This is a genomic window from Vibrio sp. C8 (assembly GCF_054051265.1).
In genome coordinates, this window is record NZ_JBPAOE010000011.1 from 555,962 (window position 1) to 577,797 (window position 21,836).

At 42.9% G+C, this 21,836-nt stretch carries 20 protein-coding genes; 16 read left to right on the forward strand and 4 right to left on the reverse strand.

The window, feature by feature from the left end; translation table 11 throughout:
* The first annotated feature begins 347 nt into the window (after positions 1 to 347).
* The 9 genes from ACRQQK_RS08650 (at position 348) to ACRQQK_RS08690 (ending at position 9,607) form a co-directional block, all read left to right on the forward strand.
* Positions 348 to 527 carry a hypothetical protein gene (locus ACRQQK_RS08650; protein ID WP_457510994.1) on the forward strand — a complete coding sequence of 60 codons (180 nt, stop codon included), beginning with the start codon at positions 348 to 350 and terminating at the stop codon, positions 525 to 527.
* A 312-nt stretch (positions 528 to 839) separates the two neighbouring features.
* On the forward strand, positions 840 to 1,436 hold the full coding sequence (locus ACRQQK_RS08655) for a GTP cyclohydrolase II (RefSeq protein WP_457510996.1): 597 nt from the start codon (positions 840 to 842) through the stop codon (positions 1,434 to 1,436).
* Positions 1,437 to 1,590: 154 nt separating this feature from the next.
* Positions 1,591 to 2,850 carry an imelysin family protein gene (locus tag ACRQQK_RS08660; RefSeq protein WP_457510998.1) on the forward strand — a complete coding sequence of 420 codons (1,260 nt, stop codon included), beginning with the start codon at positions 1,591 to 1,593 and terminating at the stop codon, positions 2,848 to 2,850.
* Between the two features lie 135 nt (positions 2,851 to 2,985).
* Positions 2,986 to 4,368, forward strand: a complete 1,383-nt coding sequence (locus ACRQQK_RS08665; RefSeq protein WP_457511000.1) for a di-heme oxidoreductase family protein — start codon at positions 2,986 to 2,988, stop codon at positions 4,366 to 4,368.
* Between the two features lie 24 nt (positions 4,369 to 4,392).
* Positions 4,393 to 5,424 (forward strand): imelysin family protein, encoded by a 1,032-nt coding sequence (locus ACRQQK_RS08670; protein WP_457511002.1) that lies wholly within the window; start codon positions 4,393 to 4,395, stop codon positions 5,422 to 5,424.
* Positions 5,405 to 6,493 carry a DUF1513 domain-containing protein gene (locus tag ACRQQK_RS08675; RefSeq protein ID WP_457511003.1) on the forward strand — a complete coding sequence of 363 codons (1,089 nt, stop codon included), beginning with the start codon at positions 5,405 to 5,407 and terminating at the stop codon, positions 6,491 to 6,493. Before ACRQQK_RS08670 ends, ACRQQK_RS08675 begins: the two co-directional genes overlap by 20 nt.
* 69 nt (positions 6,494 to 6,562) lie before the next feature.
* Positions 6,563 to 8,116, forward strand: coding sequence for a L,D-transpeptidase family protein (locus ACRQQK_RS08680; protein WP_457511004.1), 1,554 nt, complete (start codon positions 6,563 to 6,565; stop codon positions 8,114 to 8,116).
* Between the two features lie 213 nt (positions 8,117 to 8,329).
* The gene (locus ACRQQK_RS08685) at positions 8,330 to 8,878 is read left to right on the forward strand and encodes a DUF882 domain-containing protein (RefSeq protein WP_457511006.1); all 549 of its coding nucleotides are present in this window, start codon (positions 8,330 to 8,332) and stop codon (positions 8,876 to 8,878) included.
* 72 nt (positions 8,879 to 8,950) lie between these two features.
* Positions 8,951 to 9,607 carry an MBL fold metallo-hydrolase gene (locus ACRQQK_RS08690; protein ID WP_457511008.1) on the forward strand — a complete coding sequence of 219 codons (657 nt, stop codon included), beginning with the start codon at positions 8,951 to 8,953 and terminating at the stop codon, positions 9,605 to 9,607.
* Here ACRQQK_RS08690 and ACRQQK_RS08695 read toward each other — a convergent pair.
* Positions 9,604 to 10,278, reverse strand: coding sequence for a DUF2982 domain-containing protein (locus ACRQQK_RS08695; RefSeq protein WP_457511010.1), 675 nt, complete (start codon positions 10,276 to 10,278; stop codon positions 9,604 to 9,606). The two genes, ACRQQK_RS08690 and ACRQQK_RS08695, sit on opposite strands and share 4 nt — an antisense overlap.
* Positions 10,279 to 10,498: 220 nt before the next feature.
* Between ACRQQK_RS08695 and ACRQQK_RS08700 the strand changes: the two genes are divergently transcribed.
* From ACRQQK_RS08700 to ACRQQK_RS08725, 6 genes are all read left to right on the forward strand, one after another.
* A complete protein-coding gene (locus tag ACRQQK_RS08700; protein WP_102965916.1) occupies positions 10,499 to 10,894 on the forward strand; it encodes a MarR family transcriptional regulator in 396 nt (131 codons plus the stop codon).
* A gap of 391 nt (positions 10,895 to 11,285) precedes the next feature.
* Positions 11,286 to 12,380: a TRAP transporter substrate-binding protein gene (locus ACRQQK_RS08705; RefSeq protein ID WP_457511012.1), complete on the forward strand. Its 1,095-nt coding sequence runs from the start codon at positions 11,286 to 11,288 to the stop codon at positions 12,378 to 12,380.
* Between the two features lie 112 nt (positions 12,381 to 12,492).
* Positions 12,493 to 13,032, forward strand: coding sequence for a TRAP transporter small permease subunit (locus tag ACRQQK_RS08710; protein WP_042487680.1), 540 nt, complete (start codon positions 12,493 to 12,495; stop codon positions 13,030 to 13,032).
* A gap of 12 nt (positions 13,033 to 13,044) precedes the next feature.
* Positions 13,045 to 14,328 carry a TRAP transporter large permease gene (locus tag ACRQQK_RS08715; protein ID WP_457511014.1) on the forward strand — a complete coding sequence of 428 codons (1,284 nt, stop codon included), beginning with the start codon at positions 13,045 to 13,047 and terminating at the stop codon, positions 14,326 to 14,328.
* 135 nt (positions 14,329 to 14,463) lie between these two features.
* Positions 14,464 to 15,828, forward strand: coding sequence for a cache domain-containing protein (locus ACRQQK_RS08720; protein WP_457511016.1), 1,365 nt, complete (start codon positions 14,464 to 14,466; stop codon positions 15,826 to 15,828).
* On the forward strand, positions 15,812 to 16,450 hold the full coding sequence (locus ACRQQK_RS08725; protein ID WP_457511018.1) for a response regulator: 639 nt from the start codon (positions 15,812 to 15,814) through the stop codon (positions 16,448 to 16,450). The genes ACRQQK_RS08720 and ACRQQK_RS08725 overlap by 17 nt, the downstream gene beginning before the upstream one ends.
* Before the next feature lie 71 nt (positions 16,451 to 16,521).
* Here ACRQQK_RS08725 and ACRQQK_RS08730 read toward each other — a convergent pair whose 3' ends face one another.
* On the reverse strand, positions 16,522 to 17,001 hold the full coding sequence (locus ACRQQK_RS08730) for a MarR family winged helix-turn-helix transcriptional regulator (protein WP_457511020.1): 480 nt from the start codon (positions 16,999 to 17,001) through the stop codon (positions 16,522 to 16,524).
* A 382-nt stretch (positions 17,002 to 17,383) separates the two neighbouring features.
* Here ACRQQK_RS08730 and ACRQQK_RS08735 point away from each other — a divergent pair, with 382 nt between their 5' ends.
* A complete protein-coding gene (locus ACRQQK_RS08735) occupies positions 17,384 to 18,961 on the forward strand; it encodes a BCCT family transporter (protein ID WP_457511022.1) in 1,578 nt (525 codons plus the stop codon).
* Between the two features lie 91 nt (positions 18,962 to 19,052).
* Here the strand turns inward: ACRQQK_RS08735 and ACRQQK_RS08740 are convergent, their stop codons facing one another.
* The gene (locus tag ACRQQK_RS08740) at positions 19,053 to 19,769 is read right to left on the reverse strand and encodes a 3'-5' exonuclease (RefSeq protein ID WP_457511024.1); all 717 of its coding nucleotides are present in this window, start codon (positions 19,767 to 19,769) and stop codon (positions 19,053 to 19,055) included.
* An 8-nt stretch (positions 19,770 to 19,777) separates the two neighbouring features.
* Entirely contained in the window at positions 19,778 to 21,667 is a 1,890-nt protein-coding gene (locus tag ACRQQK_RS08745) for a DUF294 nucleotidyltransferase-like domain-containing protein (RefSeq protein WP_457511026.1), read from the reverse strand.
* Between the last annotated feature and the right edge of the window lie 169 nt (positions 21,668 to 21,836).

The window sequence follows — 21,836 nt, forward strand, 5'->3', positions numbered from 1 at the left end:
TACCACTTTAGAAAACGATATTTGCGTATATTTGAAACTCTATGCGATATCAATTTGTTAATAAATAAAATATGAATATTTATTAAAGTATGAGAAGTAGAGAGTGGTTAGGTGGAGTAGTATTCAAGCGAAGTGAATATGCATATAGCCCATTCTTTAGCAAGCTCATCTAACTGATCCAAAGGCTAAGGTAATTGATCTATTTGAATATTTTTGATCAAAAATAGCAGCTATAAAAAATCAAATGCAAAGTGTGATAATCGTTCCATTAATATGTTTTTTGTCACAAAAATGAATTTTAAATGGTATTATTTTTGAGAATTAATGCTTATTAATGGATTAAGGCAGTGGACCAACTGATGATTTATAAATTGAAAGAAGTTTTTCATGAACAAATTAGTTCTCTGCAGCCATATTCTTCGACTCCGTCTAAATCAACGTTATCGTTATTAACTGCGGAAGAATTGAAAGAGCTAGAACAAATTTGGATTGATTTCACAATGTGGAAGAAAACGCAGAAAAACTAAGTTAGTCTAGTACTTTACACCCAGCTTTATACAGCTGGGTTTTTTATTGCCGTTTTTTTAAATTGTTATATTATAACAACAAAGCTTAATGAATCTTACAGAGTGCGTTTCTATAAGTTACTTGAGTGGATAAACAGATTATGATCTTTTCATTGAAAACTGGCGGGTCAATCCCCATAGTTATGGCAAGATTAACTGATTCGAATGCATGGATTCTCAATGTGGTAGAGTAATTTGCTTTGCTAAGTATGAGAAGAAGATAAATTATTAACGACTGTGCATAAGTAATGTTTGAGTAAAGTGAGTACAGATATGGCGGAAGTAAGAGCCAGAGTTGACTTTAAAGTCGGCGCTAAAAGTAACATTGATGCTGAAATCCTCTCTTTCAAAGGGTTAGAAACAGACAAAGAGCACGTTGCTGTTATCTTCAAATCCGTTGATAAGTCTCAAGAGATTCCATTAGTTCGCATGCACTCTGAGTGTTTAACTGGTGATGTTTTCCATTCGTCGCGTTGCGATTGTGGTGAGCAGTTGGAAGAAACCATTGAGAAAATGGGTGAGTTTGGCGGAATTATTCTCTATTTACGTCAAGAGGGCCGGGGTATTGGGCTTTATAACAAAATCGATGCTTACCGTTTACAAAGCCAAGGGATGAATACCTACGAAGCCAACAACCATTTGGGCTTCGGCGACGACCTCCGTGATTTCACTGAAGCTGCACAAATGTTGAAAGCTTTGGGTATCAGTAAGATTCTATTAGTGACTAATAACCCTAAAAAAGTCAATGAGCTAAAACAGCATGGCATTGAGATCGTTGAAGTTGTCAATACCGCCGCTCATATTAAGTCAGGCAACGAAAACTATTTAAAAGCAAAAGTCTCACACGGAAAGCACAATTTAAAACTTTAATAGTTCATCATTTTTGCATAAAAAAACCTCACCTCGGTGAGGTTTTTTTTGTTACAGCTTGCAAATAAATTGTAAATTTGTATGATGCGTAACTAGTAGTGCAAATGATAATAATTAGCACTAACATTATAAGTTGCTCAACAAGGATGCTTCAATGAAAGTGAAATCGTTTTTAGTCCAATCTATCGCCGCTTCTTTAGCTTTAGCCAGTGCTGCAAGCATGGCCGCAGTTACTCAACAACAAGTTGTAGAAAACTATGCAGATATTGCTCATGCAGTGTTTGCTGATTCAATGACAACAGCCAAAGGCCTTGAAAAATCAGTGAATGCTTTTCTGTCTGCACCGTCAGAAGCAAAACTGCAAGATGTTAAAAAAGCTTGGTTAGCAGCGCGTGTACCGTACCAACAGTCTGAAGTTTTCCGTTTTGGTAACGCCGTTGTCGATGACTGGGAAGGGCAGCTAAACGCTTGGCCTTTGGATGAGGGGCTGATCGATTACGTTGCGACAGATTACCAATATGAACTTGGTAATGAAGGCGCAAGTGCAAACATTATCAGTAATAAAGCGATCACGATCGGTGCAACGACAATCGATGCATCTACTATTACCCCTGATTTAATCGCTAGCCTGAACGAAGTTGGTGGTTCGGAAGCTAACGTTGCATCTGGGTACCATGCCATTGAATTTTTGCTATGGGGCCAAGATCTAAACGGCACTAACCCTGGCGCTGGCGCTCGTCGTTATACAGATTACGTTCAAGGTGCAGAGTGTACAAACGGCAACTGTGACCGTCGTGCTCAATACCTAAAAGCGGCTGTTCAGCTTTTGGTTCAAGATCTTGAGTGGATGGAAAAACAGTGGTCAGCATCGGAACAAGGCAATTACCGTCAGGAACTACTTTCAGAATCAGCAACAAACGGCATTCGCAAAATGTTGTTTGGCATGGGGTCGCTATCTCTTGGTGAGTTAGCTGGCGAGCGTATGAAAGTGGCGCTTGAAGCGAATTCCACTGAAGACGAGCACGATTGTTTCTCAGACAACACGCACAATTCTCATTACTTCAATGAGCAAGGCATTTACAACGTCTATACGGGCTCATATTCACGTGTAGACGGATCTAAAATTTCTGGTCCAAGCATCAATGATTTAGTTGCAGACAAAGATTCAGCAGCTGCGAAAGACATTCTGGCTCAATTTGAAGCTTCTCGTGCAGAAGTTAGTGAGTTAGTTAAATCAGCAGAACAAAACAATCAGCACTTTGATCAGTTAATTGCGGCAGACAACGCTGAAGGCAACGCGTTAGTCAACAAAGCTATCGCGGGTTTAGTCGCTCAAACGGCTTCTATTGAGCGTGCAGCAGGTATTATCGGTATCGACAATCTCAATCCAGATAATGCTGACCACGATTTTTAATCTCGATGGCAGACTGAGCTCTCTTAACTAGATTCACCCCCATAAAAGAGAACTCGTTTATACCCAATCTTTAGATCTTTGACATGAGGTGCGACGGATTGGGTTTCTTGCTTTTTAAATAATGAGAAAGACGCAATGAAGTCTTATTTTTCAGCACTACTACTGAGTCTGGCCTCTTGCCATGCTGTGGCTGAAGACGTGAAATCTGGGGGCAGTACCAGTACAACGAAAGCCGGCCCTAATGCTTATTCTCTGCCTGCATCAAACTTGCCAATGGCAAAACGTTTGGACTTTAGCGTGGGTAATAGCTTTTTCCGTAATCCTTGGGTTCCAGCACCTTCATCAACCGACGCCCGCGATGGTCTTGGTCCTCTTTTTAACACTAATGGTTGTCAGAATTGTCATATCAAAGACGGACGAGGGCATCCTCCAGAAGCCAATGATACACAAGCGGTTTCGATGCTTGTGCGTTTGAGCATTCCAGCAGAAACACAGGCACAAAAAGCCATATATAACAAAGCTGGTGTAGTACCTGAGCCCGTTTACGGTGACCAACTGCAAGACTTTGCGCTCCCGGGGAAAAAAGCTGAAGGTTCAATTCAAATTACTTACGACGATGTGGTGGTTAAGTTTGCGGATGGCACTCCAGTACTTTTACGTAAACCGAATCTATCTATTCAAAATCTAGGCTATGGCGCTTTACACCCGAAGACTCAATTTTCTGCGCGTGTCGCCCCGCCTATGATTGGTTTAGGCTTGTTAGAAGCTATTCCAGAACAGACGATTCTTTCTTGGCAAGACGAGAACGATGCTAACGGTGATGGAATTTCTGGTCGTGTAAACCGAGTTTGGGATGTCCGCCAAGAGAAAAAAGTCGTTGGACGTTTTGGCTGGAAAGCAGGGCAACCATCGTTGATGCAACAAAATGCTGCAGCGTTCAATGGTGATTTAGGCTTGACCAGCCATCTATTCCCAAAAGAAAATTGCAGTGTGCATCAAACACTTTGTAGTCAAGTGCCTAACGGTGGTGAACCAGAAGTGAGTGATAATATACTCGATTTCGTTGAGTTCTATTCGCAACATTTAGCAGTGCCTGTGCGCCGAAACGTTGATGACCCAAAAGTTCAACACGGTAAAAAGCTGTTTGCTGAAGTAGGATGTAATAGCTGCCACAAAACAGAGGTTAAAACCGCAAAAGTGGAATCTAGACCTGCACTGTCAGAACAAACAATTCATCCATACACAGATTTGTTATTACACGATATGGGTGAGGGATTAAGTGATGGCCGACCTGAAGCTCTTGCATCAGGAAACGAGTGGCGAACGCCACCGCTGTGGGGTATCGGCTATACAGAGGAAGTGAATAACCATACGTACTTCCTACATGATGGACGCGCACGAAATCTTATGGAAGCGGTGCTTTGGCATGGCGGCGAAGCTCAAGCAGCCAAAGAAAAAGTACTTCAGTTCAGTAAGAAAGAACGTGAAGCCTTAATCGCATTTCTAAATTCTTTATAAAGTCATTCTTTGTTAGGTGTTTATATGACCTTCAAACTTTTTTTGCCAAGCATATTGGTACTGAGCTTAACGGCTTGTCAAACAAGTCAAACAGCTTCGCACGCGCAGCAGACTCAACACGTAAGCCAGGCTACTTATTTGGTGGAGTATCAAGCCGCAAATCATTTTTCTATGCAAGCCCATTCTTTAGCCGAAACGTTTTCTGAGTTCTGTCAGGCAGATTCCATAGATATTTCAGAGATCAAACAGCAATGGCATAGCACTATGCTTGCGTGGATGGCATTAGAAGGTCAGGAACGAGGTCCTGCTGACGCTCTTGCTCAAAGTTGGAATGTGCAGTTTTGGCCAGATAAGAAAAACACTACAGGTCTGAAAATGGGCGCGCTAACAAAGCAGGATAAAGTTTGGACTGCTTCCGAAATTGCAGAAAACAGTGTGACGGTACAAGGGCTTGGTGCTATTGAATGGATGCTCTACGATTCAAAATCACCGCTGACCACTTCAAAGGCTCAGGCATGCATGTCAGCTACGGCAATTAGTGAAAATCTGGCAAACAGAGCCGATACGATTGAAAAAGCGTGGCGTACAAACCCTTGGACAAAACTGGATGAAAAAACGTGGACTTCGGAATACATAGCGCTGCTATCTAATCAGTTAGAGTTTTCCATGTCTAAGTTAAGCCGTCCTTTAGCGAATATTGGTAAACCTCGCCCATATTTCTCTGAGTCATGGCGCTCTAAAACGTCTATGTTCAACCTAAAAGCCAATATTGAAGCGATGCAATCGCTGTATTTATCTGATGGAAATGGTTTGGACAAAATGCTGAGAGATCGCGGACTGGTCGATTTGGCAGAACGAGTGAAAACCCAATATGCAAACCTTTTGGCAACATGGCCTGAAGAGGGAAGTTTGTTCGACCTGCTGCAAACAAAAGAGGGATACCGAACTGTGCTTTCTCAGTACAACAAAATGGAGCAACTCAAGTACTTGTTACATGACGAAGTCTCTGTGGAACTAGATGTAGTGATAGGATTCAATGCAACCGATGGTGACTGATTATACACGCCGCTCGCTATTAAAAGCGGCTCTCTTCGGTGTTTGCACTCCAATACTTCCGTTTGGTTGTGCAAGCAGTGGGAATAAAAATCAACCAGCACTCATTGGTTGTGCAGTGACAAGCCGCGACCAGTTTAGCGCTGTAGTTGCCGATAAAAAGGGACAAGCGATTCGTCAGTTGCCCTTACCTGCAAGAGGGCATGGGGTCGCTATTCATCCACAAATGAGTCAAGCCGTTGCTTTTGGCCGTCGTCCGGGGGAGTTCATGATGGTTTTTGACTATCTGAGTGGCGAGATGATAGCGCTCAATTCGTCTGGTTCTCAGCGACACTATTACGGTCATGGCGTCTATTCCAATGATGGCTTATGGTTGTTTGCTACTGAAGGTGAAAGAGGAACTAGCAAGGGGATCATTGGTGTTTATGACGTTCAAAAGGGCTACAAGAAAACCGATGAACTGACAGGCTTTGGTATCGGCCCACATGAAGTGATTATGATGCCGGACAACACATTAGCGATTGGTGTGGGTGGCGTTCATACCAATGGTCGTGAGCCTCTAAATATAGAGACAATGCAGCCGAGTCTTACCTATTTGTCTATGAATGGCAAAGTACTGGAGCAGGTTTCTTTACCGGATCACCATTTGAGTATTCGTCACCTTGCTCACGACGGAAGTGAAACTGTACTGTGTGGACAACAATATCGTGGGCAACCGGAAGATACACCTTCTTTAATTGCCATGCATACCCGGAGTGGAGAAATGCAACCTTTGTTTGCTGAACCTGAAGAATGGGCTCGCTTTAATCACTATATAGCAAGCATAGCGGCTACGGATAAGTGGATACTGGCTACGTCTCCTGTCGGCAACTGCTATGGTATTTGGTCGAAAGAAACTCGTCGTTTAGTTGAACTTGCACCTTTACCCGATGCTTCTGGCGTTGTTGTGTATGGTGACCAATTTCAGGTAAGCTCCGGTGCTGGGATGGTAGTGAGTAACCAATATCCTCATGGCGCGCAAACGAGTGTATCAAATGTGCAATGGGATAATCACTGGTCAGCAATTGTTTAATTTTGTTATAACAATTGACTAATTCTTTGCCATACTCAATCTATAGGTTGTTGAGTTAGGCGTCGTTATATGAAGAAAAATCGTTTTTTTGCAGTGTTGCTAATTTTGTTCAGCATATCGGTTTCAGCAGCAGAAAAACGGCTTTCTGAATTAGGTTGGATTGAACCTGATTCACCGGTTTTGTCACTGTTGGCATATCCTCAGAGAGTTGAGCGTATTTATCAGCAAAATAACGCTCAACTTATTTGGATCGATTTAGCTACCATTCAAAAGTTTGAGCAGCAGCTTGAAGTTATCCATCGTGCTGGTATCAGTCCTTTATTTGATCGGCGCTTAAGCTACTTGCAAAAATACCGCGAGCAAAATACTTGGTTTGAATACGACCTGTTAGCCACAGATACTCTCATCATGTATCTGAGCTATGCCGAACAAGCCGCAAAGCTCGGACAACAATGGTTCTTTGAGGGAAAGAAGCTGACATACAACTTACCCTTGCCTAGTGAAAATGCCTTTGTTTCTTTAGAAGTAGCAGTGGCAACGAACGGCATTGGTGAGTTGGTCCAGTCATATACACCTAACGATGCGTCATACCAACCTTTGATGACCGCATACAAAACTCTGCTTGAGAAAGAATCTGAGATCATTCCTCGCTATAACCAAAAAGGTTTAATAAAGCCGGGTGATAGGCTTGATGATAGAGATCTGTTAATACATCGCTTATCGCTGGTGAACATAGATATGAGTCAGGTTAGTGACAATGTCACATGGTATGACAACAGTCTGGTGAAAGTCGTTAAACGATTTCAACGAATGCATGGTCTCAAGTCAGACGGGATCATCGGTCCAGACACATTAAAATGGCTCAACCTTTCTGTTAAGTCCCGTTTGGCTCTTCTGGCGTTGAATACTGAGCGCAGTCGCTTATGGTCACAAGAAGAAGACACCGTGATAGTGGTGAACATTCCTGGGTTTGACATGAAGTACTGGTATTCAGGCAAACCGGTATTTTCATCGAAAGTGGTTGTGGGTAGTGTTAAACGTCCGACACCTTTGATGTCTATTAAACTCGATTCCGTGATTTTAAATCCCACTTGGAATGTTCCGAGAAAAATTATGGTGGAAGATATACTTCCACTGGCGAAGAGGGATGCAAATTATTTCAATCGGCACCATATTGAAATAATTAAGAGTTGGTCCTCAGACAAAACTTTAGATCCAAAAGCGATCGATTGGACAAGCGTAGACCCAGACACATTCCCATACCGAATGCGCCAGCAATCGGGGCGTCAAAATGCATTAGGGTTGTACAAGTTTAATACGCCGAATGCTCGCGCTATCTATTTGCATGACACGCCAAGCAAGCATCTGTTTAGCAGCCCATCAAGGGCGTTCAGCTCAGGATGTATTCGTGTACAGGATGCGTCTATTTTTGCTGCTAAGATTTTTGAAACTCAGGGAATTGATGAGTCCAAATTGAAAGATGAACAAAACCCTAGCAATAAGTCGATTGCGCTGAAGAAGCGAATCCCAGTTCATATCATTTACCAAACTGTTTGGTATGAAGGTGGAAGTCTTCAGTACAGGGATGATGTTTACCGCCTAGACGCTCAAGCTCGTGGATAAGAGGCAAAGGCTGGCAATTTAACTTGCCTATGCTATTCACTTCAAAGTTTACTCAAAATTTACATATAAAAGTTTCTCTTTATGTTCAATCACTAATGTTACAAATCACTGTTTAAGACGATTTTGTGCACAAAATATGCATTTGACCTTCACTGGCGAGTCCGTTAAGTTTCGCCCTCTGTTTGAAATTTAATCAGTAGTAAAGGTGTTGGTTTGATTGTATCTAGACGTGATTTTTTGAAATTTGCTGGAAGTGGTTTAGTGGTTGCGGCTTGTTCGCCAAGCCTAGTTCAAGCCTCTCTCCCAGATGAACCTCGTGTTTTGGCACTAAATAACCTTCACACGGGTGAAACGCTAGAAAGTTGCTATTTCAATGGTCATCGTTATGTGCGTTCAGAGCTTAAAAGACTCAATCATATCTGCCGCGATTTCCGTCGCAACGAAGTTCATCCTATGGACAAAGGGCTTTTTGATCAGTTAACCCGTATTCAAACCTTAATCGGCTGTGAGGCTGAGGTGCAGATTATTTCTGGTTATCGTTCTCCGGCTACCAATGAAATGCTTCGTCAAAACTCAAATGGTGTTGCACAGAAGAGCTTCCATATGATGGGTAAGGCATTCGATTTCCGCTTAGATGGTGTTTCATTGAAACAAGTTCATGAAGCGGCACTAAGCTTAAAAGCGGGTGGTGTTGGGTATTATCCTCAAAGTGGTTTTGTCCATATTGATACAGGGCCAATCCGCAACTGGCAAGGCTCGTAGCTTGTCAAATTAGGGTTCTAGTGGCATAGTTCGAACAATTTCGAATTTCGAATATCGAACAAGGTTTGTTTTATGTCTTTACAATATCAAGTTGTCCCTGTGACTCACTTCGCTCAAAACTGTTCAATTGTTTGGTGTGATGAAACCATGGAAGGCGTTGTTGTCGATCCGGGGGGTGACGTCAAACAATTGAAAGCTATGATTGATGAGCTGGGAGTAAAAGTGGTTCACATTGTGCTTACTCATGGTCACTTAGATCATGTTGGTGGTACAGAATCATTGGCCGATCAGCTTGGCAATGTCGATATTGTTGGTCCACATAAAGCAGATAATTTCTGGCTACAAGGCTTAGAAGGTCAAAGCCAAATGTTCGGTTTCCCACTGACAGAAGCATTTGAGCCTAACAGATGGTTGGATGAAGGTGACACAGTGACCTTCGGTAAACAGGCTCTTCAAGTGATTCACACTCCGGGGCATACTCCGGGGCATGTGGTTTTATTCAGTGAAGAAGCACGACTGGCGTTTGTTGGTGATGTGCTGTTCCACGGTAGTATTGGTCGTACCGATTTCCCTCAGGGTAATCACGGTGATTTGCTGAACTCCATAAAAACTAAGCTTTGGCCATTAGGTAACGATGTTACTTTTATTCCTGGGCACGGACCTAAATCAACATTCGGTCATGAACGATTACACAATCACTACGTGGCTGATGAAATGCCGCTTTACTAATCTGTTTTTTCTGGCTCGGCTGCTGCTAGGTAGCGCCGAGCTAGCCCTACAAACTCTTCCGCACTTCTATCTAAATCATTCGCTGAGATAAAAACGTCATAATCGTAATATTGGCGCTGATACATCATTCTATTTGCCAACATAGCCATTAAGCCTGAATAGCTTTTAGTTGCAGATTCTTTGTACTGCTGAGCATCCAACACCATATCTTCAAACTGAGTTTCTTGGTTTTTTTGTCGTGCCCCGAGATAGAGTAGAGCACGTTGGCTGAGCAATATTTCAGAGGCGATACGCGGACAAATACTGTCAAGATAAGGAGAGTAGCGTTTTAGCTTGATGCCAATCCATGGCAACGGATGATGCCATCCATCTTGTTCGAAAGTACAAATGCCGATTTTACTAATGTTATTCCAACGCAAAACCCAACCGCCTCGAAACAGATGCTGCTGAAAGTGAGTGGCAGTGAAGGTATAGCCAACTTGGCTTTTTCTAATTAACCAGTAACCCACAACCAACAATACACAAATACCGATTATAGCGACTAAGGCTTGCCTCCAACTAGGTGACCAAATAACAAACCCCAAAGCCAATAAAGCAGCTGCGATGCCTACCCATTTTGCATAAGGAGAACGTAAGTCAAAGTGATGATTGGCGATATGAATACTCTGCATAGAAACGACATACACTCTCAATAAAACTGTTTTTATCCCCAGTATTGCAACTGTGATAATCAAAAACACCCTTGTATAAATTGTAGACATAAACGTGCGATAGATGCATTTTTACAGGAGAAGTTGACCTCAATGCTACAAATGACAGCAGAATTTTGATATAAAACGCGCTTCAAATTTTCACCACTGCGATTAAAGCAGTGAAATGGAGACATACTCGATGAGACTTGCTCATAAGCGCAAAGTGCAGGCTAAACTGCAAAAGCGTGTTAAAGCGACTGTAGCGAACCTATCTTCAGCAACGAAAACTGCGAAACCTGCAGCTGAAAAGAAAGTTGTAGAGAAAAAAGTAGCTAAACCAGCGGTTGAAAAAGTTGTTGCTCAAGCAGCAGCGATTAAAGTTGACGTAGAATTAACGCCTAAGCAACAACAGGTTCTTGATATTGTTGCTAAAAATGCGGAAGGCATTAATCCTAAGTCTATTGGTCTAGAAGCTGGTCAGGAAGACGCAAAAGCGGCTTCTTGGGCAACAGGCGCACTTAAAAAACTACTTGAAGAAAATCTTGTAGTGAAAGAGCAGTTAGCGGGTAACAAAGTCATCTACAAAGCGGTGTAGTTCACCTCCCAGCTTCAACTCTAAGGCCTCGGTATTACCGGGGCTTTTTCATTTCTAACCTTATACATAACTCTACATCGTACTTATGGTGTTCTGTCACAGTTTCGAAAACAAAATGCAAACTTCGCGTCTGCGAAAGTAATTACGTATAAATACAGAAATTAAATACTCCATTTTAAATAAATTATATTTTAATCAATCATATAGGTTTATGTTGTTATATATCCTACGTATTTATACGTAAGACTATGGTTTTATATGAGGTTGGTGATGTTATTTCTTTGCGTAATCATGCTCATTTTTTATTGATCAAAGTTCACCCAAAGTATGTGGTGAACTGAAGTGCTACTGAAGTACCACTGCACTGACCAATAACAAAAGGACGTGAACAATGAGTCTGATTCATCAATCTGTAAAACGAGTTATGACAACAAGTATGGTTGCGCTTACAGCGTGTTTTGCTTTGCTGTCAACATCAGCGTCCGCTGATGAGAAAGTGTATCGCTTAAAGCTAGCTGAAACTTGGGGACCAAACTTCCCGATTTTCGGTGATGCTACGAAAAACATGGCTGCAATGGCAGAGAAAATGTCAAACGGCCGTCTGCAAATTCGCATCGACTCTGCGAACAAACACAAAGCACCGTTAGGTGTGTTCGATATGGTGAAATCAGGTCAATATGACTTGGGTCACTCTGCTTCTTATTACTGGAAAGGTAAGGTTCCAAATACTCTTTACTTCACTTCTATGCCTTTCGGTATGACTGCACCTGAACAGTACGCTTGGTTCTATCATGGCGGTGGTATGGAGCTGATGGAGAAAGTGTATGAACCTCACAACATGCTTTCTTTCCCTGGCGGTAATACCGATATCCAGATGGGTGGTTGGTTCCAAAAAGAGATCAATTCACTGGAAGATCTTAAAGGTCTGAAAATGCGTATTCCTGGCTTTGCTGGTGAAGTGCTTGCAGAACTAGGAGCCAAGCCAACGAACATCGCACCAGGCGAGCTATATACCTCGCTAGAACGCCGTACAATCGATGCACTTGAATGGGTTGGTCCATCTCTTGACTTACGTATGGGTTTCCACAAAATCGCTCCTTACTACTACACAGGTTGGCATGAGCCAGCAACTGAGTTGCAGTTCCTAGTGAACAAACGTACTTGGGAAAAGTTACCTGAAGACCTACGTGAAATCTTGCGTGTGGCAATGCGCACGGCTGCTTACGATATGTATGCACAATCTGTACATGAAAGTGGTAAGAACTGGGTTTCAATCAAAACTGAGTATCCAGACGTAAAAGTAAAAGACTTCCCGCCTGAAGTTATCAAAGCACTTCGTGATGCGAATGGTCGCCTACTTGCAGATCACGCAGCTAAAGATCCATTAGCAAAAGAGATTCAAGAATCACAAGCAAACTATCTGAAAGAAGTTCGCCAGTGGACAGATATTTCTATGCGTGCGTATCTCAACAACGAAGCACAGTAGTTTTAATTAAAAGCTGCTGAAAAGCCCAAGAAAAATATAACTAAGCTCCGCTAGCTCATTCCGGATTTACTGGGTTAAGCGGAGCATATTTGCAAATTCCATGGAGTCGGGAATGAGAAGTCTCATCTATATCGAAAGACTGTTTAATCGTATCAGCGATTTTCTTGGTTGGTTATCCAGCATTCTATTCGTATTGCTTGTGGCGAACGTGGTTTATGACGTTGTTATGCGATACGCGTTTAATGACGTTTCTATTGCCTTTCAAGAGCTTGAATGGCACCTGTTCTCTGCTGTGTTCATGCTTGGTATTCCATACGCGCTAAAAGCGGGGGGGCATGTTCGGGTAGACATTTTCTACGAGCAACTGTCGAATAAAGCACAAGCAGTCATCGATCTATTAGGCACTCTTATCCTGCTACTACCATTCTGCCTACTGGTGGCTTATTTCGGTATTGATTATGCCAAAGAGAGTTATGAGCTTGGGGAAACATCAGGAGACCCAGGCGGCTTACCTTATCGATGGATCATTAAAAGCCTAATCTCAGTAGCGTTCTTCTTCATGGCAATGAGTGGTATCGGCATGATACTGCACTCGCTGAACCGAATCGTGAACCCACAGCTTTTGCATACCAACTTTAAAGATTCGAAGTAAAAGGAAAAAACAATGATCGGAATCGTGATGTTCTTTGTAGCGCTGTTTGCTCTACTTTTAGGTTTCCCCGTTGCTTTTACCTTCGGAGGAATCGCACTGATATTTGGTGTATGGGCGGAAGGCATCGAAATGTTTGCCTTTATGCCATATCGAATTCAATCCATCATGCAAAATACCGTGCTGATGGCCGTGCCGCTGTTTGTATTTATGGGTTTGGTACTACAAAAAACTCGTTTAGCTGAGCAGTTGCTAGAGTCTATGGGACGCCTGTTTGGTGGCGTACGTGGTGGTATTGCTATTTCAACCGTATTGGTCGGCGCTCTGCTTGCCGCTTCAACCGGTGTTGTTGGTGCATCAGTAGTGGCGATGGGGCTTATCTCATTGCCTGTAATGCTCAAATACAACTACGACAAAGGCCTTGCGTGCGGAACAATTTGTGCGTCGGGAACACTGGGGCAAATTATCCCACCTTCGATCGTTTTGATCTTACTCGGTGATGTATTAGGCGTCCCTGTTGGAGACTTATTCCATGCGGCATTGTGGCCGGGTTTGGTCTTGGTTGGCGCTTATATCGTTTACATTTTAATTTACGCCAAACTTAACCCAGAAGCAGCCATGCCTATTGGTCGAGACGATTCTATTTCTCGCAAAGAAGAAGTGATTACAGCTTTAAAAGCGGTAATACCGCCACTGGCGCTGATTATCGTGGTTCTTGGTTCCATTTTTGCGGGTGTTGCCACACCAACCGAGTCTGCAGCATTAGGTGGTGCCGGTGCTCTTATTCTTGCGATGCTCTATGGTCAATTTAGCTGGAAGATGGTTTACGAAGCATCTAAAGAGACGGTGAACGTGACTGCAATGGTATTCGCTATTTTGCTTGGTGCGACTGCGTTCTCAATGGCGTTTACCTACACTGGGGGAGACATTTTAGTCGAGGAGTGGATGTTAGCGATACCGGGCGACAAGTGGGGCTTCCTGATTGCGACCATGATTGTCATTTTGATTCTCGGTTTCTTTATCGATTTCGTTGAAATCTGTTTCATCATTGTGCCGATTTTAGCACCAGTTGCGAGCACACTTGGTATTGAAATGACTTGGTTTGGTATCTTAGTGGCGATGAACTTACAGACATCTTTCTTAACTCCGCCGTTTGGTTTTAGTCTGTTCTATTTAAAAGGGGTTGCCCCGAAATCGGTCACCACAATGGATATTTATCGAGGCGTAATGCCGTTTATCGCGATTCAAATATTGGTACTGGCTTCGATTTTAGTCTTCCCGGAATTCTACGGAATGTGATCCAATTCTTGGTTGTACAATGATTTGGTAAAACACACCTTAGAAGTTGCTAAAGTATTGCAGCTTACTGATTGTCGAACCATCGACAATCAGTAAGCTGTTTTTATTTTTGCAAAGGGATCTTTGGGAAACGGAATGCCTCTAAAAGCCAAACTAATATTGCTGACGTTATTACCGCTGCTTCTTGTAACAGCAAGTATTAGTTGGATCTCTATTCATCAAGCGAAAACACTCGGTCAACGTGAAGTCGAGATTTTTCGTATCAACTTAATCAAAGCGCGTGAAACAGCGCTTAAAGACAGTGTGGATCTCGCGCTGGACTCGATAGCTCATATCTATAACAGCAATTCTTTAACCACAGAACAAGCGCAAGAAGAAGTGAAAGCCATTTTGACTAAGCTTCGTTATGGCTCTGATGGATACTTTTTTGCGTACGATGGTGAAGGCGTCAACTTAGTTCACCCGATCCAACCAGAATTAATTGGTCAAAACTTACTGCGCTTGCAGGACAAAGAAGGTGACTTCCTGATTGAGGCTCTTCTTTTTCAGGCTCAGTCGGGTGGCGGTTTTCATCAATATTTATGGCAAAAGCCGTCAACCAAAGAGATTGTCACTAAACTCAGTTATGTTGCGTGGTTGGATAAATGGCAATGGATGGTAGGCACCGGTCTCTATATCGAGGATGTAAGGCAAGAAGTCGCCTCCATGCAGTCTGCGATAAATAAAAATATCGAAACGACCTTTTTCTCCGTGATGGTGATTCTGGCCGTGACGGTGGCCGTGATTATTGTGCTAACGCTAGCGATTAACCTTCATGAACATCGTCTCGCGGATAAAAACTTAAAAGAGCTAGCACACAAAACAGTGATGTTTCAGGAAGACGAAAAGAAACATTTGGCACGTGAACTTCACGACGGCATCAATCAGTTGCTTGTCTCCAGCAAGTGTCATTTAGAGCTGCTTGATCATAAACTGCAAGGAAATGCGTTAGTTTTGCATGTTGAAAAGGCCCAGCAATCATTGATGACTGCAATTAATGAAGTCCGGCGTATTTCGCACAATTTGCGCCCCAGTGCGCTGGACGACATCGGCTTACAAGCCGCGCTTGTGACACTGCTGGAAGATTTTCAAGCGCACTCTAATATTCAAATTGAAACCTTGTTTGATACCAAACCGGATAAACTGAAGTCGGAAGCAGCGACTACTTTATATCGCGTGGTTCAAGAATCCCTAAATAATATTCGTAAACACTCACAAGCGAAGAAAGTAACGGTGATTCTGCATCAAATGGGTAATATGCTTCAGTTAATGGTAAGAGACGATGGTGTTGGCTTTAACGTTAAAGACGCGCTCAACAAGCGGGGAATAGGTTTGCGTAATATGCGTGAGCGCGTCGAGTTTATCGGTGGTGAATTTGAGTTAATCAGTGAAGCTGGTTTTGGTACAGAGATTACGGTGTTATTGCGATTGGATGGATTAGTGTATGGAAAAGCCAATTAGAGTTGTCATAGTCGATGACCATCAGGTGGTACTAGAAGGTTTCATGGCTCGTCTTGAATTGGAACCAGAAATAAAAGTCGTCGCCACTGCAAGTAATGGTCTTGAAGCCTTAGATGTGGTTAAACAACATCAGCCGGACGTTATTCTAATGGACGTCAGTATGCCGATAATGAATGGTATTGACGCCACTCGATTAATCAAAGAAGAAGTGCCTGATGCAAAAGTACTGATGCTGACAATGCATGATAATCGAGAGTACATAATGAAAGTGATGCAGGCGGGAGCTGTGGGTTATATGCTCAAAGAGATTTCTGCTTCTAAGATGGTTCAGGCGATCAAAACCGTGAATCAAGGGTCTACCTATTTTTGCGAATCGGTGACACAAACTCTGTTCACGGGTGAGATTACCCCCTCGGCCAATAAACCTAACCCTCTAAGCCGAAGAGAAGAGGCGGTTTTAAAACTGGTAGCTCAAGGTTGTAGTAGCAAGAAAATTGCGTCGCTATTAAGTATTAGCTATCGCACGGTTGAGACGCACCGACAAAATATCAAACATAAGCTGGATATCCATTCAACAGCGGAACTGGCAAAGTACGCAGTGCAGCATGGTTTGTTGGAATAACCACTCTTAATCATCTGCAATTATAAAATAAAAAAAGGTTGGTAAATCCCAACCTTTTCTCGTCAAATCATCTATTCTTCATTTTTAGTAATGCTACCGATTTCGAGCAGTGGTGCGACATCGATGTTTTCTGCATTCATCATTGATGAAAGCCTTTGAACAGAAGAGAGTAACAAGCTTTGTTCCCAATCTGCTAAGGTTTGAAAGCGCTTAACAAAGCTTTCTTGCAGAGGTGCTGGAGCTTGTGCCAACAAAACTTTTCCTGCTTCGGTGAGATGAGCATGGACCTTGCGCTTATCTTCGACGCTACGAATACGCTGTACATAACCGTTTCGCTCAAGACGATCAAGTATGGTGGTCGCAGTGGCTTGACTCATATTAGTGTGTTTGGAGAGTTCTCGGATTGTGACTTCGCCTAACTCTTGAATCGCACGCATGAGAATAAGTTGTGGCCCTGTTAAGCCTGCATCTTTGCTAAGCTTTTTAGAGTGTAGATCGATGGCTCTGATGATTTGGCGAATTGCGACTAGAACTTCTTCATGTTTTTCCACGGTTAGCTACCCAGTAAAAGCGGTGTAATTTTCTAGCGCGACAATACCGCAGTTAGACGTTATTGAAAAGCATAGACGTCATACTTTTTTTCTCTACAAAGAGGCAATGTATAAGTGACTTAAAATGCAATAATGTTTCGTACACAAATCATTAATGTTGTATTTAGTGTTGAAATATTGCTCATTCAAACGTTATTTTTAATGAATATTGTGTTTATTTTAAGCTATTTGTAGATTTGTAAATGGTCATGTGTACAATGTAGACCTCTGATTGTTGAGTTAATAGTTATGAGTACAAAGTAATTTTTGTGACTTCAGTAAGAACTTACTTCTTACTCATAGTTATTTGAGTTCAATTTAGATTGGTTCAAAGAGAGGACAAATGACAAAAGGTATTGATAAATACAGTATTGACAGTACCGACTATACGGTAGGTCAAGACAACGTTCAGAAGTGGGGATTTGATGTCCACAACTCTGTGTTTGGTATTAGCGCTGGCTTAATATTACTTTTCTTATTGACGATTTTAGTTGTCGACGCAGATACCGCTAAATCCGCATTGGACGGCTTGAAGTGGCAGATCATTGGATCATTCGACTGGCTATTTATATGGGCTGGTAACATATTTGTACTTTTCTGTTTGGCGTTGATTGTTTCTCCATATGGTAAAATTCGTCTTGGTGGTGATGATGCAGTAGCAGATCACTCCTTTATCTCATGGCTCTCAATGCTTTTTGCAGCGGGTATGGGTATCGGTTTGATGTTCTGGAGTGTGGCTGAACCGGTTGCTTATTTTACCGGATGGTATGAGACACCACTTGGCGTTGCTGCTAATTCACCAGAAGCAGCTAAGCTTGCACTGGGTGCGACTATGTTCCACTGGGGTCTACACCCATGGGCAATCTACGGTGTTGTGGCACTTTCACTAGCGTTCTTCTGTTATAACAAAGGGCTACCACTTTCTATCCGTTCTATCTTTTACCCAATACTCGGCGATCGTGCATGGGGTTGGGCAGGGCACATTGTTGATATTCTGGCGGTAATTGCGACACTATTTGGTCTTGCAACTTCGCTAGGTCTTGGTGCTCAGCAAGCCGCTAGTGGTATTCATCATGTGTTTGGTATTGATGCTGGAATTGGGTTACAGGTAACGGTCATTATTGTGGTAACACTGTTGGCGACCATTTCTGTTATCCGCGGTATTGATGGCGGTGTGAAAGTTATTTCTAACATCAACATGGTCGTTGCATTCCTGTTACTGATACTAGTAGCTTTGATTGGTTACGCCGTTACATTTGCCTCGATTCCGACCACATTAATGTCATACATTGAAAATATTCTTCCGTTAAGTAATCCACACGGTCGTTCAGATGAGGCGTGGTTCCAAGGCTGGACTGTGTTCTATTGGGCTTGGTGGATTTCATGGTCACCATTTGTAGGCATGTTTATCGCTCGCGTATCTCGTGGACGTACTATTCGTGAATTTATTACTGCGGTTCTAATTGTTCCAACGGTAGTCACGTTGATTTGGATGTCGGTATTTGGTGGCTTAGCGGTTGAACAAGTTGTCGACAAAATTGGTGAGCTTGGTTCACACGGCCTAACGGACGTTTCTCTGGCTATGTTCCAGATGTTCGATAGCCTACCATACGGTACTATGCTATCGATGATCGCCGTTATTCTGGTCTTGGTATTCTTTATCACTTCTTCAGATTCAGGCTCATTGGTTATTGATAGTATTACCGCCGGCGGTAAGCTTGACTCTCCTGTCGCTCAACGTGTGTTCTGGGCAATGATGGAAGGCCTGATTGCGATTGCATTACTATGGATTGGTGGTACAGAAGCGGTACAAGCGCTGCAAGCGGGAGCGATTTCAACAGCGTTACCATTTACGTTTGTGCTATTGCTGATGTGTGTCAGCCTAGTGATGGGTTTACGTACTGAAACTTTTAAACGTTAAGTGATACAGCCCAAAGCAAAAGCCGACTGAAAAGTCGGCTTTTTTGTGCTTGTCTGTTTGTTATCGCAAACAACAAACATCAGTTCATACATTAACGCCAAAGTGTCCTGATAGTTAGGAGTGGGTTGTAATGATAAGCAATCTGGGCTTGGAACAGTTCCGCGGTAGCGACAGCGTCTGTCAGGGCATGGTGAGGCGTGTAAGCGGGTAGACCGTAGCGAGTTCTTGATTGCCCAAGGCGAACCGATTCTGGTTTCTTACCTTTTAACTTATTCCATAATCCGTTGGTGGTTCTTTTCTGAATTAACGATTCAATTTCCATGGTATCCACAACGGGGAATTCGATGCCTTCACCTATTCTGAGTTTTAAAGCTTTATCGAGAAATTCACGTTCGATATGTCGATAATGAACCACCATAATTTTACCTGACAATTCAGCGAGCACTTCTTCCATAATCTCGGACAGATCTGGGGCATCGATAATGTCACTGTGAGTGATGCCATGTATCACTACCGAGTGTTCATCCAGTTTTTGTCTTGGACGCACTATCCAGTGCTTTGCTCTATTTAGATAAATACGGTTCAGCGTAAAAGGCACTATACCAATCGTTATGATATCGTCTTTATCGGAGTCCAACCCTGTGGTCTCGAAGTCCATTGCGATAAATTCAATATCCCCAATCGGTGTATTGCCATCGGTCATTTCTGATTGGTAAAAGCTTTGCAGCAACGGGTGAGTTACTACGTTTCTTTTACTTTGATATTTGTAGGGCCAGTCAATACTTGGCGCCTGAAACAGACGTTTCATGGTGTCCCTTATTTAAAGTTGTTACTGGCCTGATAGCGGTATTTCAAGAAGTTTTGAGCGTTACTTAGTATTTGGAAAGCGTCTTTTAAGTTACGTCTTTCAAATTCAGAAAGGTTCTCAGGTTCAATATTGTTATCCGCTTCGATATCGTTCTCTACATCAAATGCTTGGTGGCGAATGCGGACCATAGAGATGAACTCAAGCGCATCACGTAAGTCCTCTCCTCTGCCTTTGGGCAAAATACCTGCGTCGATAACGTTGTCGAGGCGTTCAAACGAGTTTTTGGCACGAGAACCGACCGCTAATGCGTGTACACGTATCAAGTCCGCTAGAGGGGCGGTACCGCGTCGCTTGAGATTGATAGAGTTGTTGTGGCGTCCATCTTTCTCCATGACAAAACTCTTGAAGAAGCCGAGCGGTGGTGTGCGGTTTAATGCATTTCGTGCCAAACAAGCCAAAAAGCGGTTGTTCCTGCGCGCGCGGCGAACGATGAAACCATTGAGCATTTCAGCCCATTTTAAACGACCATAGACGCCGTCTAAATCGAAGAATATAGAAGCATTCAGCAATGCTTTAGGATTCGGGTTATCTATCCAATCGGCAAAGCACGCTTCCCACTCTTGACGAGTCATTCTCCACATTGGGTTGGTCGCCATGATATCACCAGTACAATAGCTGTAACCGCACTGATCTAAAGCATCGCAGACAAACTTTGCTAGGTTGGCAAAATACTCGCCGTGGGCTTCTTCGCTGTAGCTATCGTCTAAGATAATCGCGTTGTCTTGATCGGTCACGACGAGTTGTTCATCCCTCCCCATCGAACCGAGGGCCAAGAAGCAATAAGGAATAGGGGGAGGGCCAAAAGTCTCTTCCGCCAGTTCCAAAATACGTTGTTTAAAACTACGACCGATGGTCGACATGGCCGTGCCGACCATATGGGAGTTGGCATCCTCATTTACAAGTCGGACAAAGGCGTCTTTAACCTGCTTAGATAGTGTCGCTAAGTCATCGATACTGTTTTGTTGGAATATACTACTGACCAACAACAGCGAGTTTTGGGACTCATAACGAATGATGTCAGTGATGTTGAGAATGCCAATTGGCTTTTTGTCTTTGACTACGGGTAGGTGATGGACGTTGTAACGGAGCATCATCAACATAGCTTCATAAACATAAGCGTTATGGTCTAAGAACATGACTTCTGACGTCATAACATCAGTAATCGGTGCCTGATGATCAATTCCTGTTGCCAACACTCGATGGCACAAGTCTTTTTCTGTGACGATGCCGATAGCTGGGCTTTGGTCGTCTTCGTTATCTTCGAGGATATCAGGGTCAATCACCAACAGGGAAGAGTCATTTTCCTCTGCCATTTTGATAGCCGCTTCTTGTATTGTGGCATCTTTGAATACGTAGGGTGCTTCACCAGTTAGAATACGCTTCACTTTGGATGTGGTTAAGTCATTTTGTTCTGAACTATTTGACACGGCTTGGCGAAGACGAGCGTTATCTTCTACTTCAACGTAATCGGCAAAAGCATCGTGTTCTTCATAGAGTGTCTGGAAAACAGATTCTGGAATGCAATAAACAAGCGTGTCTTCAATAGCGGTAACAGGGAAGCGAACTTTATTGTTGGTAAGCAGCCCCATTTGGCCGAACAGCCCGCCCTCGGTTAAGCGGTTATAGAGTTCACCTTTACGTCGATAGACTTCTACTGTGCCACTGCGAATCATATACAGATCTTGGATATGATCACCAAGGTGAATAATTGGAGTGTCCTGTCTGTAGTAAGCAATTTCTATATGGTGAGCGATGTGTTCTAGAGTTTCTTCTGGTAACTCAGAGAAAGGGAGGTGTTGGCTAAGGAAATTTTTAATTTCTGATAGCTCGGCTTCCATATAGGCTCCTTGGTAGATGCGTTATGTGGACGTAATGAACGTAAGAGTCTGTCAATACTAGAAAATGTAAATTGTACACGACTTTTCCTTCGAACGCAGATTCTATGGTTATATCTCAAAATCTTTTACCAAATTCGACTAAGCTGAATTGAGTGAGGCAGGAAATTCA

Excerpts from the sequence above, each read along its gene's own strand:
- ACRQQK_RS08655 (WP_457510996.1), top strand. The coding sequence starts at position 840 with ATGGCGGAAGTAAGAGCCAGAGTTGACTTTAAAGTCGGCGCTAAAAGT.
- ACRQQK_RS08670 (WP_457511002.1), top strand. The coding sequence starts at position 4,393 with ATGACCTTCAAACTTTTTTTGCCAAGCATATTGGTACTGAGCTTAACG.
- ACRQQK_RS08665 (WP_457511000.1), top strand. The coding sequence starts at position 2,986 with ATGAAGTCTTATTTTTCAGCACTACTACTGAGTCTGGCCTCTTGCCAT.
- ACRQQK_RS08745 (WP_457511026.1), bottom strand. The coding sequence starts at position 21,667 with ATGGAAGCCGAGCTATCAGAAATTAAAAATTTCCTTAGCCAACACCTC.
- ACRQQK_RS08680 (WP_457511004.1), top strand. The coding sequence starts at position 6,563 with ATGAAGAAAAATCGTTTTTTTGCAGTGTTGCTAATTTTGTTCAGCATA.
- ACRQQK_RS08740 (WP_457511024.1), bottom strand. The coding sequence starts at position 19,769 with ATGAAACGTCTGTTTCAGGCGCCAAGTATTGACTGGCCCTACAAATAT.
- ACRQQK_RS08675 (WP_457511003.1), top strand. The coding sequence starts at position 5,405 with ATGCAACCGATGGTGACTGATTATACACGCCGCTCGCTATTAAAAGCG.
- ACRQQK_RS08695 (WP_457511010.1), bottom strand. The coding sequence starts at position 10,278 with ATGCAGAGTATTCATATCGCCAATCATCACTTTGACTTACGTTCTCCT.
- ACRQQK_RS08700 (WP_102965916.1), top strand. The coding sequence starts at position 10,499 with ATGAGACTTGCTCATAAGCGCAAAGTGCAGGCTAAACTGCAAAAGCGT.
- ACRQQK_RS08705 (WP_457511012.1), top strand. The coding sequence starts at position 11,286 with ATGAGTCTGATTCATCAATCTGTAAAACGAGTTATGACAACAAGTATG.
- ACRQQK_RS08715 (WP_457511014.1), top strand. The coding sequence starts at position 13,045 with ATGATCGGAATCGTGATGTTCTTTGTAGCGCTGTTTGCTCTACTTTTA.
- ACRQQK_RS08725 (WP_457511018.1), top strand. The coding sequence starts at position 15,812 with ATGGAAAAGCCAATTAGAGTTGTCATAGTCGATGACCATCAGGTGGTA.
- ACRQQK_RS08690 (WP_457511008.1), top strand. The coding sequence starts at position 8,951 with ATGTCTTTACAATATCAAGTTGTCCCTGTGACTCACTTCGCTCAAAAC.
- ACRQQK_RS08660 (WP_457510998.1), top strand. The coding sequence starts at position 1,591 with ATGAAAGTGAAATCGTTTTTAGTCCAATCTATCGCCGCTTCTTTAGCT.
- ACRQQK_RS08710 (WP_042487680.1), top strand. The coding sequence starts at position 12,493 with ATGAGAAGTCTCATCTATATCGAAAGACTGTTTAATCGTATCAGCGAT.
- ACRQQK_RS08735 (WP_457511022.1), top strand. The coding sequence starts at position 17,384 with ATGACAAAAGGTATTGATAAATACAGTATTGACAGTACCGACTATACG.
- ACRQQK_RS08720 (WP_457511016.1), top strand. The coding sequence starts at position 14,464 with ATGCCTCTAAAAGCCAAACTAATATTGCTGACGTTATTACCGCTGCTT.